This window comes from Streptomyces sp. NPDC006012 (genome assembly GCF_042871185.1).
Lineage (GTDB): Bacteria > Actinomycetota > Actinomycetes > Streptomycetales > Streptomycetaceae > Streptomyces.
In genome coordinates this window covers 534,975-550,811 of record NZ_JBIAIE010000003.1, presented here as the reverse complement: position 1 = coordinate 550,811, position 15,837 = coordinate 534,975, and the positions used below count along the sequence as shown (strand labels likewise).

General features: G+C 70.9%; 14 protein-coding genes and 2 pseudogenes. 5 read left to right on the top strand and 11 right to left on the bottom strand.

Translation table 11 applies throughout. The annotated features are described in order from the left end of the window. Nucleotides 1-7 precede the first annotated feature (7 nt). From ACFYPJ_RS09405 to ACFYPJ_RS09390, 4 genes and pseudogenes are all read right to left on the bottom strand, one after another. Nucleotides 8-2,059: pseudogene (locus ACFYPJ_RS09405) on the bottom strand (thioredoxin domain-containing protein). A gap of 237 nt (nucleotides 2,060-2,296) precedes the next feature. Continuing rightward, nucleotides 2,297-2,497: a hypothetical protein gene (locus ACFYPJ_RS09400; protein WP_389012888.1), complete on the bottom strand. Its 201-nt coding sequence runs from the start codon at nucleotides 2,495-2,497 to the stop codon at nucleotides 2,297-2,299. Nucleotides 2,498-2,777: 280 nt separating this feature from the next. After that, entirely contained in the window at nucleotides 2,778-3,803 is a 1,026-nt protein-coding gene (locus ACFYPJ_RS09395; protein WP_389012885.1) for an amidohydrolase family protein, read from the bottom strand. A gap of 20 nt (nucleotides 3,804-3,823) precedes the next feature. Further along, nucleotides 3,824-4,714 (bottom strand): NAD(P)H-binding protein, encoded by an 891-nt coding sequence (locus ACFYPJ_RS09390; protein WP_389012882.1) that lies wholly within the window; start codon nucleotides 4,712-4,714, stop codon nucleotides 3,824-3,826. 65 nt (nucleotides 4,715-4,779) lie between these two features. Here ACFYPJ_RS09390 and ACFYPJ_RS09385 point away from each other — a divergent pair, with 65 nt between their 5' ends. After that, entirely contained in the window at nucleotides 4,780-5,418 is a 639-nt protein-coding gene (locus ACFYPJ_RS09385; RefSeq protein ID WP_389012879.1) for a TetR/AcrR family transcriptional regulator, read from the top strand. 57 nt (nucleotides 5,419-5,475) lie between these two features. Here the strand turns inward: ACFYPJ_RS09385 and ACFYPJ_RS09380 are convergent. Then, a pseudogene (locus ACFYPJ_RS09380) lies at nucleotides 5,476-5,571 on the bottom strand (oxidoreductase); the annotation flags it as partial. Between the two features lie 3 nt (nucleotides 5,572-5,574). Then, nucleotides 5,575-5,838 carry a hypothetical protein gene (locus tag ACFYPJ_RS09375; protein WP_389013010.1) on the bottom strand — a complete coding sequence of 88 codons (264 nt, stop codon included), beginning with the start codon at nucleotides 5,836-5,838 and terminating at the stop codon, nucleotides 5,575-5,577. A gap of 175 nt (nucleotides 5,839-6,013) precedes the next feature. Here ACFYPJ_RS09375 and ACFYPJ_RS09370 point away from each other — a divergent pair, with 175 nt between their 5' ends. Then, nucleotides 6,014-9,214 (top strand): tetratricopeptide repeat protein, encoded by a 3,201-nt coding sequence (locus ACFYPJ_RS09370; protein ID WP_389012876.1) that lies wholly within the window; start codon nucleotides 6,014-6,016, stop codon nucleotides 9,212-9,214. 6 nt (nucleotides 9,215-9,220) lie between these two features. Here the strand turns inward: ACFYPJ_RS09370 and ACFYPJ_RS09365 are convergent, their stop codons facing one another. Together ACFYPJ_RS09365 and mca are read right to left on the bottom strand one after the other, a co-directional pair. Further along, a complete protein-coding gene (locus ACFYPJ_RS09365; protein ID WP_389012873.1) occupies nucleotides 9,221-9,454 on the bottom strand; it encodes a hypothetical protein in 234 nt (77 codons plus the stop codon). 1 nt (nucleotide 9,455) lies between these two features. Further along, entirely contained in the window at nucleotides 9,456-10,337 is an 882-nt protein-coding gene (gene mca / locus ACFYPJ_RS09360) for a mycothiol conjugate amidase Mca (protein ID WP_389012870.1), read from the bottom strand. Nucleotides 10,338-10,540: 203 nt separating this feature from the next. Here mca and ACFYPJ_RS09355 point away from each other — a divergent pair, with 203 nt between their 5' ends. Both ACFYPJ_RS09355 and greA read left to right on the top strand, forming a co-directional pair. Next, a complete protein-coding gene (locus ACFYPJ_RS09355) occupies nucleotides 10,541-10,939 on the top strand; it encodes a DUF4307 domain-containing protein (RefSeq protein WP_389012868.1) in 399 nt (132 codons plus the stop codon). 167 nt (nucleotides 10,940-11,106) lie between these two features. Then, nucleotides 11,107-11,607: a transcription elongation factor GreA gene (gene greA / locus ACFYPJ_RS09350; RefSeq protein WP_389012865.1), complete on the top strand. Its 501-nt coding sequence runs from the start codon at nucleotides 11,107-11,109 to the stop codon at nucleotides 11,605-11,607. 98 nt (nucleotides 11,608-11,705) lie between these two features. On the opposite strand, the gene ACFYPJ_RS09345 is transcribed toward greA, so the two are convergent. The 3 genes from ACFYPJ_RS09345 to ilvA all read right to left on the bottom strand — a co-directional run bounded on the left by ACFYPJ_RS09345 (nucleotide 11,706) and on the right by ilvA (nucleotide 15,070). Next, nucleotides 11,706-12,563: an ABC transporter permease gene (locus ACFYPJ_RS09345; protein WP_389012862.1), complete on the bottom strand. Its 858-nt coding sequence runs from the start codon at nucleotides 12,561-12,563 to the stop codon at nucleotides 11,706-11,708. Next, the gene (locus tag ACFYPJ_RS09340) at nucleotides 12,560-13,588 is read right to left on the bottom strand and encodes an ATP-binding cassette domain-containing protein (RefSeq protein WP_389012859.1); all 1,029 of its coding nucleotides are present in this window, start codon (nucleotides 13,586-13,588) and stop codon (nucleotides 12,560-12,562) included. The genes ACFYPJ_RS09345 and ACFYPJ_RS09340 overlap by 4 nt, the downstream gene beginning before the upstream one ends. 249 nt (nucleotides 13,589-13,837) lie before the next feature. After that, complete coding sequence (gene ilvA / locus ACFYPJ_RS09335) at nucleotides 13,838-15,070, bottom strand: threonine ammonia-lyase (protein ID WP_389012856.1); 1,233 nt, start codon at nucleotides 15,068-15,070, stop codon at nucleotides 13,838-13,840. 160 nt (nucleotides 15,071-15,230) lie between these two features. Here ilvA and ACFYPJ_RS09330 point away from each other — a divergent pair, with 160 nt between their 5' ends. Beyond that, nucleotides 15,231-15,737 (top strand): MarR family winged helix-turn-helix transcriptional regulator, encoded by a 507-nt coding sequence (locus ACFYPJ_RS09330; protein WP_389013001.1) that lies wholly within the window; start codon nucleotides 15,231-15,233, stop codon nucleotides 15,735-15,737. The last annotated feature ends 100 nt before the right edge of the window (nucleotides 15,738-15,837 follow it).

Sequence of the window (15,837 nt, the reverse complement as noted above, 5' to 3'; positions counted from 1 at the left end):
TGTCCTTTCAGCTGCTCAGCACGGTGCGCAACCGCTCCGGATCGGTCGTCGGGGCGTCACAGGTGAAGTTGCGGCAGACGTACGCGGCGGGCGCACCCTCGACCAGGGACCGGCCGGCGAGGAGCGGGAACTCGGTGCCGTCCGGGGTGCCGGCGGCGACCACGGCGCCCGGGGCGGTGCCCCGCAGGGCCGTACGGTGCAGGGCCTCGGTCGCCCCGTCGGCCAGGTCCGGGCCGACCACCGCGATCTCCCGCGGGCCGTCGAGCAGCGCCTCGGCGACCGCCAGCCCCCAGCCGATGAACCGCGGGACCCGCGGTCCGAGCGCCGTCACCACCCCGAGCGCCCGCTCCGCGGCGGCGCGCAGCGGTTCGGAACCGGTGTGCGCGGCATAGCCGAGCAGGGCGCCCGCCGCGGCGGTCCAGCCGGCCGGCGTGGCGTTGTCGGTGGGGTCCTGCGGGCGGCGGATGAGCTGTTCGGCGTCGGCCGCGGTGTCGTGGAAGGCACCGCTGTCCACGTCGGTGAAGCGGGTGAGGACCTGGCCGAGGAGCAGCCCGGCGAAGTCGAGCCAGGCCCCGTCGCCGGTGACGGAGGCGAGCGCGAGGAAGCCCTCGGCGACGTCGGCGTAGTCCTCCAGCACACCCGCGTTGGCGCCGGCCCGGCCGTCCCGGCTGGTGCGGAGCAGCCGGCCCTGGTCGTCCAGGTGCAGCCGGACCAGGAGGTCGGCGGCGGCGACCGCGGCGTCGACCAGGTCGGGCCGGTCGAAGTAGGCGCCGGTCTCGGCCAGCGCGGCGATCGCCAGGCCGTTCCACGCCGCGACGATCTTGTCGTCGCGGCCGGGCCCCGGGCGCTGCTGCCGCGCCCGCAGCAGCCGCTCGCGGATCGACGCGATCCGCTCCGCGTCGAACACGCCCTCCTCCTGCGGCAGCCGGAGGACGGACCGGCCGTGCTCGAAGGTGCCGTCCTCGGTCACCCCGAAGTGCTGGGCGGCGACCTGCGCGTCGTCGTCCCCCAGGACCTCGCGCAGCTCCTCGGGCGTCCACACGTAGTACGCGCCCTCGACGTGCCGTCCGCTGCCGTCGTCGCTGTCGGCGTCGAGCGCGGAGGCGAACCCGCCCTCGGCGGTGCCCAGTTCGCGCACCATGAAGTCCGCGGTCTCCACGGCGACCCTGCGGGCCTGCTCGGAGCCGGTGGAGCGCCACAGGTGGGCGTAGACGCGGCACAGCAGGGCGTTGTCGTACAGCATCTTCTCGAAGTGCGGCACGATCCAGTCCCGGTCCACCGAGTAGCGGGCGAAACCGCCGCCGAGCTGGTCGTAGATCCCGCCGCGCGCCATCCGCTCGCAGGTGTCGCGGGCCATCTGCAGCGCGCCCTCGGACCCGGTGCGGGCGTGGTGCCTCAGCAGGAACTCGATGACCATGGACGGCGGGAACTTCGGCGCCCCGCCGAAGCCGCCGCGCTCGGGGTCGTAGTCCCGGGTGAGCCCGAGGAGGGCCTGCGCCTGGTCCTCGTCGCCGGGCGGCCGCGCGCCCTGGTATTCGATCTCCCGTCCGGCGAGGTCGCGCACGATCTTTCCGGCGACCTCGGCCACCTCGTCCCGCCGGTCCGCCCATGCCTGCCGGACCCCTTCGAGCACCTGCCGGAACGACGGCATGCCGGGCCGCGGCTCGGGCGGGAAGTACGTACCGAAGTAGAAGGGCTCGGCGTCCGGCGTGAGGAACACTGTCATGGGCCAGCCGCCCTGCCCGGTGGCCGCCTGCACCGCCTCCATGTAGACGGCATCGACGTCGGGGCGCTCTTCACGGTCCACCTTGACGGACACGAAATGCTCGTTCATGTACGCGGCGGTGTCGTCGTCCTCGAAGGACTCGTGCGCCATGACATGGCACCAGTGAATCAGCAGAAGCTATAAGTGGCAGGACGCATAGCCCACACTCAAGAGGATGGGTACGTCCCGCCGCTTAGCTTCTTCCATCGCCTCCTCTCCCCATGGCCACCAGTCCACTGGATTGGAGGCGTGCTGGAGTAGGTAGGGCGACTGCTCGTTGGCAAGTCGGTTCATACCGCCATCGTTACACGATCCAACCTGAGGCGTGGCCATCCGCGACGCGTCCACCTCACGAAGCCGGCCGGCGCGGCAGTGTCAGGCTCTCTCGGCCGGCCGCCCAGCGGCTGTTTCCCGATCGCGACATCACCTTCGATGGCCGCCTGACGGCGGGCCGCCAGTAAGCCGACCATCCTGGCCACACCGGTCCGTTCGGCAGACCCGAACCGGCGAGGAAGGTGCTGCCACCGGGCCTCAGTCGATCCGGACGCTCGTGCCCGGGGCCAACCGGTGGTAGCGGGCCGGGACTCCGGGACCACGCTCGCCGAGGAAGCCCTCAACCATGGCGGTGCCGAGGTCGTTGAGGGCGCCGCCATGCACGGCGTAGGCGTCGCGGGGTGCGACCTCGCGCAGATGGTCGGTCAGGTCGCCGACGGCAGGCCAAGGAGCGTGCACCGGCAGCAGTAGCCGCACTCGGCTTCGCCGGGCCCGCCCCCTCTCGACCGGTCTCCGGCGCCTCTGGGAGAAGCCGGCCGAGCCGCGCAGACCGACACCTGCCCGCGTCCGCAGAGCGTTGAGGTACGGCGGGCGAAGCCCGGTTCCCCAGCCGGTGCATCGAGACCGTCCCGGCCCGGTGCCGGCAAGCCGCCGGTATCGAAGAACCGGCATCCCGCCACGGCGTCGAGCTGGGCCGAGCTGCCCCGGGCCGCGGCGGTCGGCCCGCCGAAGCTACCGGTCAGAGTCTGAACAGCCGCTCCGCGTTGTGGTGGGTGACCGCCGCCCGTTCCTCGGCGGTCAGGTCGAGCCCGTCGATGAAGTCCGGCACCCTGCCGAGCCGCAGGAAGGGATAGTCGGTCGACCAGATCACCCGGCCGAGTCCGATGGTGGAGCGTACGAACTCGAATTCGGCGCGGTGCTCCATGCCGCTCGGGGTGACCCAGACGTTCGAGCGGTAGGTCTCGGTGATGGTCCGCGACAGCCCTGTGTCACCCGGTGACAGCACGTCGTCGAGGCGGTTCAGGAAGAACGGCACCATCTCGCCCCAGTGACCGCTGAGGACCTGCAGGTCCGGGAGGCTGTCGAAGACCCCGCCGAGGATCATCCGCAGCACCTGGATTCCTGCCTCATGGTGCCAGCCCCAGCCGCCCAGCGACAGCTCCGCCGTGACCTTGTCACGGAACCCTGCGTAGTACGCCTGCTGGACCTGGGGAACCGGGACGAACGGGTGCACGTAGAGCGGAACCCGCAGCTCGGCGATCCGGGCCAGGACCGGCCGGTACACCGGGTCGTCGAGGAATCGCTCGCCCGGCCGGCCAAGGATCAGCACTCCGCGCATGCCGAGCCCGGACACGGCCCGGTCCAGCTCGGCGACCGCGGCGGCCGGCTCCTGCCATGGCAGGGCCGCGAACCCGTACAGCCGGTCGGGGTGGGCGGCCACCGCGGCCGCGAGGCGGTCGTTGGCGGCACGGCACAGCGCGATGCCCGGATCGGCGGGCACCATCTGGACCGGACTCGTCCAGGACACGATCTGCACGTCGATGCCATGCTCGTCCATCCGCCGGATCCGGTCTTCGCCGAGATCGGCGCCGAGCCGGTAAGCCGTCGTCTGGTCGACCGCGGGGGACCGTCCGGGACCTGGCCGCACAGGCGCCGAGCTTGCGCTCTGGAAGCGCAGATAGGGCGCCTCGCGGGCAAGCACCGGGGCGGCGGCGTCCATGATCGCCGGGTCGATCGCGTGTTCCTCGACACAGATGAGAGTCATCTCGTCCTCCTGTGGTGCGGTCAGGAACGGGCCGCGTCGACGGCGGGTCGGAGGACCTCCGTGCACCACTGGCGGAAGGTGGTCGGCGTGCTGTTCTCGGCGATGCGGACGACGCCCTCGTCGAGGCCGTCGATCTTGGCCGTCGCCATGTCGGCCATCGCCTGAGCCATGCCGGGCGAGGCGCCGAAGGAGAGCATGGCGGTCTCCAGCGACGCCGCCTCGACCTGCACGTAGCGCACCGGAATGCCGAGCGCGTCGGTGATGACGGCGGCCATGTCGTTGCCCGACAGGTCCTCGGGGCCGAGCACCGGGACGTCGGCGAACCCGGCCCAGGTGCGGTCGAGGAGCAGGCCGGCGGCGACAGTGCCGATGTCCCGGGTGGCCACCAGCGGCAGCTTGTGGTCGGGCGCGAGGGGCCCTGAGATCACACCCTCGCCCAGGATGGCGGTGATGTCACGCAGTGTGTTGTCCATGAAGGTCGGGTTGGCCAGCGAGCGGTAGTTCGTGACCTCGGCGAACAGGTCGTCCATGGCCAGCGAGGCGGTGACGTTGCCGGCCCGGCCGGCGACGGCGGTCCCCCGGCCCAGCGCCGAGACCCCGACGACGTGACGGACGCCATGCGTGGCGACGGCCTCGACGCCCGGCCTGCTGGCCTCGACATAGGCGGTCATCACGTCGGGGGCACGGAGGTCACTGGGCATCAGCCAGAACACCGCGTCGGCATCCGCGAACGCCTTGTCGACCACTGCGGCGTCGCGGTGGGAGCCATGAACGATCTCGACACGTTCACGGACGGCGGGAGAGAGCCGCTTCGGGTCACGGACGACGACCCGGACGGACTCGCCGGCGTCGAGCAACTGCTCGACGACACGGCGGCCGATCTTGGCTGTGGGGGCAGTGACGACGATCATGAGCAGTCCTTTGTGCAGCCAGCATGTAAACTAGACCGTACCGTTTACTTCAGGAAGGGGCAACCATGGCGGCTCGACGGGGCAAGGAACTCCGAGAGCACATCCTGTGGACCGCGAAGGACGTGTTCCTCGAAGCCGGCTTCGAGCGCACCTCGATGGACGTCGTCGCCCAGCGGGCCGAGACCTCCAAGCGCTCGCTCTACGCCCACTTCCCCAGCAAGGACGCCCTCTTCTCCGGCGTGGTCGCCCTGGTCCGCGAGCTCTACCTCGACCGCCTGGGCTCACCGGAGCACTACGTCACCCCGGAGCGGGCCGATCCGGCCGACGCCCTCGTGCGCTACTGCGGGCGGCTGCTGCAGCTGCTGCTGTGGTCCTCGTCCCTGCGCACGCTGCGGATGGGAATCACGGAGGCCGAGCGGGCACCCGAGATCGCGTCCGGCTACTACGAGGCAGTCTTCGAGGCCCCCACGACGCGCATCGCCGCGTATGTCTCCCAGACCTGGGGCCTGACGCATGAGGCGGCACGGGAATCAGCCGAGATCCTCATCGGCCGGACGGTCTACCCCGGGCTGATGCAGGGCCTCCTCGGCGTGCGGGAGCCGATCACCCGGCACCCCGACGAGACCACCCTCGCCGCCGACGTCGACCTCGACCGGATCGCCGAGAGCGTCCGGCAACTCGTCCCGGGCAAACCAGCGTGCTAAGCGGTTTCGCCCGGTCCGCCCGATAGTACGGGTGCAACTGCTTGGTCGTGGTCGGGGACTACCGGGAATGAGCAGGATGTTCGGCGAGCGCTGCATCAGCCGGGCGAGCGCGACCGACATCGGCGTCGCCTCCAGCCGACTTGCGACCTTCGATCTTTATGTCGTGAGGTCGTGTTGGTGCCGTTGCCGGGTCCCGGCTGGGGTGAGGTGGCCAAAGGTCCTGTGTTTGCGTAGGCGGCGGTCGTAGAACGTCTCGACGAAGTCGAAGATCTCGGCGCGGACGGTGGCCCGGTCGGGCCGGATGCGAGTGCCGATCTCTTCTTTGAGCAGGGCCCGGAAACTCTCCGCGGCGGCGTTGTCGAAGCAAGATCCCTCGTAGATCCCGCCGCGCGCCATCCGCTCGCAGGTGTCGCGGGCCATCTGCAACGCGCCCTCGGACCCGGTGCGGGCGCGGCATCGATTCCGACCCCCGTGAAAATGATCGAACGCCCTGGACGTCACGAAACCGTCCCCGTTGATCGCGGCCCCCTCGCGTTCGTGCCGGGTCCGAAGGACACTCGTAGTCCTGAGAATTGTGGCTGGAGGGGGACGGGACATGCGGGACAGCCATCGCACCGAAGCCGAGCGGCTGGTGGTGCGGGCGGTCGAGGAGGAGGTGCGGCGCTCGGGCGGGCGCGTCGACGGGCAGGTGCTGCTGACCCGGGCGCGCGGCTCACTGGACGCCATGGCGCAGACCGCCGCCGAGGAGTACGCCGCGTACACGCACGCCCTCGACGAGACGGAGGACGGCCGGCTCACCTTCGCCCAGCGCTACGCCAAGGACGGCGCCGGAACTCCCCTGCTGGTGGCGGGCGTCGCCGCGGTCGCCGCCCTGGTCGCCGACCTGTCGCTGGGCACCGGGACGGGCACGGCACTGGGCGCGGGCGCGGCCGTGGGCGTGGTGGGCGCCGCCGCCACCGTGGTGAAGGTGGCCGGCGTCCATCTGCCGGCCGCCCACCACCGGGCGGGCGCGGTGGGCCAGCCGGGCGGACCCGAGCAGCTGCGGCTGCAGTGGCTGACGGCGCTTGAGGTGCGCGGCATCCGGCCGTTCCTCGACCAGCAGCGGGTGCTCAGCGCCTCGACCGGCCCCAAGCGGCAGGGCCCCAGGCTGCGCGGCGCGGACAAGAGCGCGGCGGCCCGCAGGCGCACGGTGCTCCAGGAGTCCTTCGGCCAACTCCCTCAGCCCGAGGGACCGTTCGCGGGACGCCGGGCGGAGATGGCACGACTGCGGCAGTGGGTGCGGGAGGCCCGGGCGAGTACCGAGAGCCGGCCGACGGTGGTCGTGCTGCACGGCCGTCCGGGCTCGGGCCGCACCACGCTCGCCGTCCGGGCCACGCACGAACTGCGGGACCACTTCCGCGGCGCGGTCGTCGTCGATCTGCGCGGCGGCAGCCGCGACGAGCCGCCGCTGCCCGCCCGCGACGCCCTGCTGCATCTGCTGAACCGGCTCGGGGCACCCCGCGAGCAGTTGCTGTTCCGCGAGCGTTCCTCCCTCGACCAGCAGGTCAAACGGCTCAGCGAGCTGTACCACCAGCATCTGACGGGCCTTGCGGTGACGATCGTGCTGGACGACGCCTCGAACGCCGAGCAGATCCGCGCCCTGCTCCCCGAGCGCTCCGACAGCCTGATCCTGGTCACCGCCGCGGAACCGCTCGAACTGCCCGCCGGCCTGCCCGCCTGGGTGCACCACCTCCCGGTGGAGGCCCTCGACGAGGCCGGCGCGGAGGAGCTGCTCGGCGCCGCGGCGCAGGACTCCTCGGGCCCCTACGACGCCGAATCCAGCGACCGGATCCGGCAGTTGTGCGGCGGCCTGCCCCTCGCCCTGCGCATCGCCGGCTCGTCGCTCGGACCGCGCTCACCGCGCCGGCTGGCCGCCGACCTCGACGCGTACGGCCCGGTCGATCCGGTCGAACGCGTCCTGTGGCTGCGCTACACCGACCAGGCGGAACCGGCCCGCACGCTGCTGCGCAGGCTGGCCCTGGCCGGCCGCTCCTCCCTGGGCGCCGCCGCGGCCGCCGCCCTGCTCGGCACGGACGAGGCGGAGGCGGCCCGGCACCTGGCCAAGCTCGCGCAGGCGGGCCTGATCGACCATGTACGGGGCCGCCGGTACCGGCTGCACGACCTGGTGCGCGCGTTCGCCCTGGCCCGGCTGGGCGACGAGGAGGAGCAGGCCGAGCGCACGGCGGCGCAGGAGCGCCTGATCGTGAACTACGGCGAGCTGGCCGACTCCGTGCTGCGCCTGGTCGACGGCAACATGTCGACCCGCTCGGACCGCTTCGGACCGCACGGCTTCACCTCGCTCGAAGAGGCCCTGCGCTGGCTGGACGACGAGTCCAGCTTCATCACGGCGGCGCTGCGCCACGCTGAGGGCGTGAACCAGACCGCCGTACTGAACCTGCTCGGCGCCCTGTGCGACTACTGCCTGCTCCGCGGCGACCTGTACCGCCTCGGCGAGATCAGCGAGCTGGCTCAGGCCGTCGACCAGGGCCTGCTGATCCGCTCGGTGCAGTGGCGCACCGGCATCGCCGCCCGCCAGCTGGGCGAACTGGACAAGGCCCGCACGACGCTCAGCTCGGTCGTCGACCTCTACCTGGAGGCCCGCCACGACGCGGGCGCGGCCCGGGCGCTGTGCTCCCTGGGCATCACCCTGCACCATCAGGGCCAGCTCACCGAGGCCGGGGCCAAGCTCCAGGAGGCGCTGGACCTCCAGGCGGCGCCCGAGCTGGCGACCGACCGGGCCTGGACAATGCACGCGCTGGCCGCCGTGCAGCGGGACCGCGCCCGGCTGGCGGAGGCCCTGGACCTGCTCACCAGGTCCCTGGTCCTGCACCGCGAGGGCGGTTCGGTGCACGGCGAGGCGTGGGCCCACTTCCAGCTGGGCCAGCTGGCGCTGCGGATGGGCGACGTGCCGCGCGCGGAGCGGGAACTCCAGTCCGCCCTCGACCGCTACCGCCGCACCCGTGACGCCCGCGGCGAGGCGTGGGCCCTGACCCAGCTGGCCCGGGCCCGGCTGGTCGACGGGGACGCCTCCGAGGCGGCCGAGGCGCTGCGGCAGGCGGCCGTCCGGCACCACGACAACGAGGACGCGCGCGGTGAGGCGTGGACGGGCTACTACCTCGGCCAGGCCCTGGAGGAGACCGGCGACCTGGACCGGGCCGTGCGCGAGCTGGAGCGGTCCCGCACGATGTTCTCCCGGATGCGTGACGTGTACGGCCTGGCCTGCGCCCGCCACCACTCGGCCCGGGTCACCCGCGACCAGCGCGCCACCCAGACGGGCTCGCTGCGCAACTCCGGCTTCGCCCGTCAGCTCCTGATGGACGCCCGCGCCGACTTCCAGCGCATCGGCGTCACCCACGGCGAGGCCTGGACCTGCCTGGAGCTTGCGGTCGTCGACGCGGGCAACACGCGCACCCAGCAGGCGCTGGCCCTGTGCGACGAGGCGATCGGCCTGTTCACCTCGTACGGCGACCAGCGGGGCGAGGACTGGGCCCGCTTCCTGCGCTGCACCCTGCTCCCCTACGCCGCCCCCGGCGGCGTGGAGATCGGCACGGCGGTGGCGCAGGAGGAACTGGCCCAGCTGGCCCGGGCCGCGCACGGCACCCGGGACCAGAAGCTGGCCGAGTACCTGGCGGCGTACGCGCTGCTGCTGGAGCGCGGTGTGCAGTTGGAGGCCGGGTGGCAGGCCTGGCGTCTGGGCATGGTGCCGAACCGGCACGCCCGTGAGGTGATGGGGGTGCCGGTACCGGCCGCGTCGTGACGCCGGTCAGCCCCGCCGGGCGTCCGGGCCGGCGGAGGACGCCGTCCCGGACTCCGCGCGGGAGTCCGGGGACTCCTTGAAGTCGACCTTCTGCATGTGCTTGCTCATCGACTTCATCAGACCCCACACGGCCAGGGCCATCACCGCGAAGACGATGAAGCCGAGGACGCCGGGGGTGACCTTGTTGTCGTCGATCTCCGCGAGGGGGACGACGTCTGTCAGTGCCAGGCTGAAGCTCATGTCAGGCATTGTCGCGGATGCCCGCAAAGAGGTCGTCCTCGGGTAGGGAGGTGTCGACGAGCGACTTCGCCAGCTCGTACTCCTCCGTCGGCCAGACCTCCTTCTGGAGGTCCATCGGCACCCGGAACCAGCCGCCGTCGGGGTCGATCTGCGTGGCGTGCGCCAGCAGTGCCTTGTCGCGGATCTCGAAGAAGTCGGCGCAGGGGATGTGCGTGGTCAGGACGCGCTCGACGCGCTCGATCTCCTTCCAGCGCGCCAGCCAGTCCCCATAGGGCGACTCCAGGCCGCGGGCCAGCAGCGCTTTGTGCAGCGCCTCGGTGCGGGGACGGTTGAAGCCCTGGTTGTAGTAGACCTTGAGCGGCTGGTAGACCGGGCCGTACTCGGACTCCGGGTACTTCTCCGCGTCCGCGGCGCCCTCGAAGGCCACCATCGTGATCTTGTAGGTCATGATGTGGTCGGGGTGCGGGTAGCCGCCGTTCTCGTCGTAGGTGGTGATCACCTGGGGACGGAAGGAACGGATCTGCTTGACGAGTTCCCCGGCCGCCTTGTCGACGTCCTCCAGGGCGAAGCAGCCCTCGGGCAGCGGCGGCAGCGGGTCGCCCTCCGGCAGGCCGGAGTCGACGAAGCCGAGCCACTCCTGCTTGACGCCCAGGATCTCGCGGGCCTCGTCCATCTCCTTCTTGCGTACCTCGTGGATGTGTTCCTCGATGTACGTGTCACCCTTCAGTTTCGGATTGAGGATGGAGCCGCGCTCCCCGCCCGTGCAGGTCACGACCAGCACGTCCACCCCCTCCGACACGTACTTCGCCATGGTGGCCGCACCCTTGCTCGACTCGTCGTCGGGGTGCGCGTGCACGGCCATCAGTCGCAGCTGGTCAGTCAAGACTCAATCCTCGGTAGGTCGGCGCCCGGATCTTCGGGCGCAATCCAATGGGGGCCGTGCCGCAAGCACCTCCTTGCGGGGTGGCGGTCAGATGGCCGACGGGCGGCTTCTATAGTGACCGAATCGGGGGGCGAATAATTCCACGGGCCGGTCCGGGCTTCCCGCCGAGGCTCCCGTCCCCCGGTCCTGCCGAGAGGACGATCATGAGCACGGTGAGCACGCGGCTGCCCGAAGGCCGCTACGGGCGTTCCTCGGACCAGCGTGCCGACCACAAGCTCAAGATCATCGGCGCGGTGCTCGGCGCGGCCCTGCTCGCGCTGGTCGGCTACTTCGCCTACCACTACGTCGTACGGAGCGAGATCAGCGCGCAAGTGATCTCGTTCCAGGCCTCGGACAGCTCGGTCTCCGTGCATCTGGAGGTCCACAAGGCCGCCGGGACCGACGGCTACTGCACCCTGCGCTCGCAGTCCGCCGACGGCGCGGAGGTGGGCCGGGCCGACTTCCGCTTCACCGGGTCGGCCACCCGCTTCGACCGGATCGTCACGCTGCGTACGACCGCTCAGGGCACCACGGCCGAACTGCTCGGCTGCCACGCCGACTGATGCGGTCCGGAAACATCACCTCTGACCTGCACTGACACGATTCTGATGGCTTATGTCCTCCCCCTTCCGCCATTGAATTGTTAGGCTCGTGGTTTCGCCCATCCATGAAGGAACATTCTTCTGGGTAGGGCGATGCTTTGTATTCCCAGTACCGACGAGGAGCACCTGTGACCCAGACCAGCGAGAACGTCACCTGGCTGACCCAGGAGGCGTACAACCAGCTCAGGGCCGAGCTGGAGCACCTGTCTGGTCCTGCGCGCACGGAGATCGCCGCCAAGATCGCGGCCGCGCGCGAGGAGGGCGACCTGCGCGAGAACGGCGGGTATCACGCGGCCAAGGAGGAGCAGGGCAAGCAGGAACTCCGGGTACGCCAGCTGACCCAGCTCCTGGAGAACGCCAAGGTCGGCGAGGCCCCCGCCTCGGCGGACGGTGCGGTCGCCCCCGGCATGGTGGTGACGATCGCCTTCGACGGTGACGAGGACGACACCCTGACGTTCCTGCTCGCCTCCCGGGAGTACGCGAGCGCCGACATCGAGACGTACTCCCCGCAGTCCCCGCTGGGCGCCGGTGTGACCGGTCACAAGGTCGGCGAGAACGCGGAGTACGAGCTGCCCAACGGCAAGAAGGCCACGGTGAAGATCCTCAAGGCCGAGCCGTACTCGGGCTGACCGGGACCGATCGCTTTCGTACGAGGCCCCCGGCGTCTATCGACGCCGGGGGCCTCGCCATGTCCGGCTTTATGTCCGGACCGGGAGTCGCGCCTGCGTCAGGCGGCGGCCGAGCGGTACTTGCGGACCGCGAGCGTGCGGAAGATGACGATGATCAGGACCGCGTAGATCAGCGACGCCCACACCGGGTGCTGCATGGGCAAGGCGCTGGACTGGGACAGACCGGGAGCCCCGAAGAGTTCACGGCACGCCTGGACGATGGCGCTGAACGGGTTCCAGTCGGCGATGTGCCGCAGCCAGGGCGTCATCTGCTGCGAGTCGACGAACGCGTTCGAGATGAAGGTCACGGGAAAGAGCCAGATCAGACCGCCGGAGGTCGCCGCTTCCGGAGTGCGCACGGACAGGCCGATCAGCGCGCCGATCCAGGTGAAGGCGTATCCCAGAAGAAGCAGCAGGGCGAAGCCGCCCAGGACCTTCCCGATGTTGGTCGGCTCCGCGGAGCCGGGGCGCCAGCCCACGAGCAGCGCGACGATCGCGAGGACCAGCAACGTCAGCGCGGTCTGCACGAGGTCCGCGAGGGTGCGGCCGGTCAGCACGGCGCCGCGCGCCATGGGCAGGGAGCGGAACCGGTCGATGAGCCCCTTGTGCATGTCGTCGGCTATGCCGGCGCCCGCTCCCGCGGTGGCGAAGGTGACGGTCTGCGCGAAGATGCCGGCCATCAGGAAGTTCTTGTAGACCGACGGGTCGGTGGTGTTGCCGATCTTCATCGAGCCGCCGAAGACGTACGTGAAGAGGATCACGAACATCACCGGCTGAATCAGCCCGAACAGCAACATCTCGGGAATCCTGGTCATGCGGATCAGGTTCCGTCTGGCGACGATCAGCGAGTCCCTGATCGATCGACTGAGGGGGTTGCCGGACGCCGTGACCTGCACGGTGTCGGTGACGGCGCTCACTTCACGGCCTCCTTGCGGCTGTTCTTGCCGGTGTTCTTGGGGTCTGCGCCGTCGTCGTCCGCGCTGTCCGCCTCGCCCTCGCCGACCTCGGCCCGGTGGCCCGTCAGGGAGAGGAAGACGTCGTCGAGGGTGGGGCGGCGCAGTCCGATGTCGTCTATCTCGATGCCGCGGCTGTCCAGTTCACGGATCACCTCGGCGAGCAGCTTGGCACCGCCGGTGACGGGCACGGTGAGCTTGCGAGTGTGCTCCTCGACCGTGGTGTCGCCCTTGCCGAAGCCGCGCAGCAGCTCGACGGCGGTGGCGATGTGCTCGCGCTCGTGCACCACGACCTCGACGCGCTCACCGCCGGTGCGGGACTTCAGCTGGTCGGAGGTGCCCTTGGCGATGACCCGGCCGTGGTCGACGACCGCGATCTCGTGGGCGAGGTGGTCGGCCTCTTCGAGGTACTGGGTGGTGAGCAGCAGCGTCGTACCACCGGAGACCAGTTGCTTGATGACCTCCCACAGCTCCTGGCGGTTGCGCGGGTCGAGGCCGGTCGTCGGCTCGTCCATGAACATCACGGGCGGCGAGACCACGAGGGCCGCCGCGAGGTCGAGCCGGCGGCGCATGCCTCCGGAGTAGGTCTTCGTGGGCCGGTCGGCGGCCTCGGTGAGGTGGAACTGCTCCAGCAGCTCCGCGGCCCGGGCCTTGGCCGCCTTCGCCCGCATCTGGTAGAGCTGGCCCACCATCTGGAGGTTCTCGCGGCCGGTGAGGTATTCGTCGACCGCCGCGAACTGCCCGGACAGGCCGATGGAGCGGCGCACGGTGTCGGGGTGCTTGAGCACGTCCACGCCCGCGACGACCGCCTTGCCGCTGTCGGGCCGCAGCAGGGTGGTCAGACAGCGGACGCTCGTCGTCTTGCCCGCGCCGTTCGGCCCGAGCAGGCCGAGGACCGTGCCCTCGGGGACATCGAGGTCGACGCCGTCCAGTGCCCGTACGTCGCCGAAGGTCTTGACCAGACCTTCGGCATAGATGGCGCCTGGCATGTATGTCTCCACGTCGTCGGAATTGCCTGAAGGATTGCTTTAAAGGGTTGCAGATGTTATGAGGGTTATGAGAGGTGTGCTGGGTTCGGGACGGTTGGTCGGGTGGGGACGCCCGAAGGAACCGGAACAGGCTCCGACCGAACACGACACACCGTAACGCGATGTATCGCGTTTCTCAACGGGTTTTCCCGAACGAGTGATGCAGACCTCCTGACCAGGAGAGACGACCGGCCGACGGTCGGCGCCGGGTCAGTCGATGACGGTGTAACCCGCCTCGCGCAGGGCCTGGCCGACCTCGGCGCAGTGCGTCGGCCCCTTCGTCTCCAGATGCAGCTCCACCTCCGCCTCCGTGAGCCCGAGCCGCGGATCGGTCCGTACATGACTCACGTCGAGCACGTTAGCGTCGACCACTGACAACACCCCGAGCATCGTCGCGAGGGCGCCCGGCCGGTCCGTCAGCCGCAGCCGTACGGCCAGGTAGCGGCCCTGCGCGGTCATGCCGTGGCGCAGCACCCGCTGGAGCAGCACCGGATCGACGTTGCCGCCGGACAGCACGGCGACGACCGGTCCGGCGACGGCGCCGGGCTCGCAGCCGAGCAGCGCCGCGACCGGGCTCGCCCCGGCCGGCTCGACAACCAGCTTGGCCCGTTCCAGGCACAGCAGCAGCGCCGCCGACAACTGGTCCTCCGTGACCGTACGGATCTCGTCGACCGATTCCGCGATGATCCGGAACGGCACGTCGCCGGGCCGCCCCACCTTGATGCCGTCCGCCATCGTCGCCGGGCCCTCGATGGACACCGGCCGCCCGGCCGCGAGCGAGGGCGGATACGCCGCCGAACCCGCCGCCTGCACCCCGATGATCCGCACCTCGGGCCGCAGCGCCTTCACCGCGACCGCGATACCGGCCGCGAGTCCGCCGCCGCCGATGCCGACGACGATGGTGCCGACCTCCGGGCACTGCTCCAGGATCTCCAGGCCGACCGTGCCCTGGCCCGCGATGACGTCGGGGTGGTCGAAGGGGTGGATGAACACGGCACCGGTCCGCTCCGCGTACTCCTGCGCGGCGGCCAGCGTCTCGTCGACCACCTGGCCGTGCAGGCGCACCTCCGCGCCGTACTCCCGGGTGGCGCTGATCTTCGGCAGCGGGGCGGCCTTCGGCATGAACACCGTGGCGTGCACGCCGAGCAGCGACGACGCGAGGGCGACGCCCTGCGCATGGTTGCCGGCGCTCGCGGCCACCACGCCGGCGGCACGCTCCTCCGGCAGCAGCCCGGCGATCCGCACATAGGCGCCGCGCAGCTTGAACGATCCGGTCCGCTGGAGGTTCTCGCACTTGAGGAGCACCGGCGTGCCCACCAGCTGGGACAGATGCCTGCTGCTCTCCAGCGCGGTCACCCGGGCGACCCCGGAGAGCATCTTCTGGGCACCGCGTACGTCGTCGAGGGTGACGGGACGCAGCACACCGGCCGTGCTGTAGCTCATGGCTCAAGTCTCGCAGTTCACAGTCGCGAGCAGCGGGTGTGACCAAGCGCCGAGACCGGTTCGTGCAGCGCCGGTACGGCCTACGCCCCGGCCGCGTACCCTGTCCCCCAACCCAGCAGCCCTCATGAAGTGAGCAACCGCCATGCCCACAACACCTGAAATGTCGATGGACATGACGACCGTAGGTGACACCGGTCTCCTCGACACCCTCCAGCACCAGGTCGCGCTGTTCGCCCGCCGGGCCGAGCAGACCCGGCTCGGTGGCGTCGGGCAGGTGCGCAATTCCATGGACCGTGCCGCGTACCTGCTGCTCAACCGCCTCGACCAGGAAGGCCCGATGGGGGTCAAGGCGCTCGCCGCGAGCATGGGGATCGACTCGTCGACGGTGACCCGGCAGGTGGCTCCGCTGGTCGACACCGGGCTCGTCAAGCGGACCTCGCACCCCGAGGACGGACGGGCGGTGGTGCTCCAGCTCTCCCCGCGCGGGGCGGCCCGGCTGGACGAGGTGCGCTCGTCCCGGCGCCAGTTGATGGCCGAGCTGACACACGACTGGGCGGCGGAGGAGCGCGACACGTTCTGTGCGCTCCTGACGCGCTTCAACAGCGCGCTGTCCGCCCGGACGGCGGTACCGGGCGGCACGGCGCAGGAGACTCCCCCGGTCTCCTGACGACCGGAGTCTTGACCCCGGGCCGCCGCTGTCCTCATATGAGACCGGGGTCCCGCGGCGTACCCGGCGTCGCATCCCGCCGTACCGGGCGGGGCCCCGC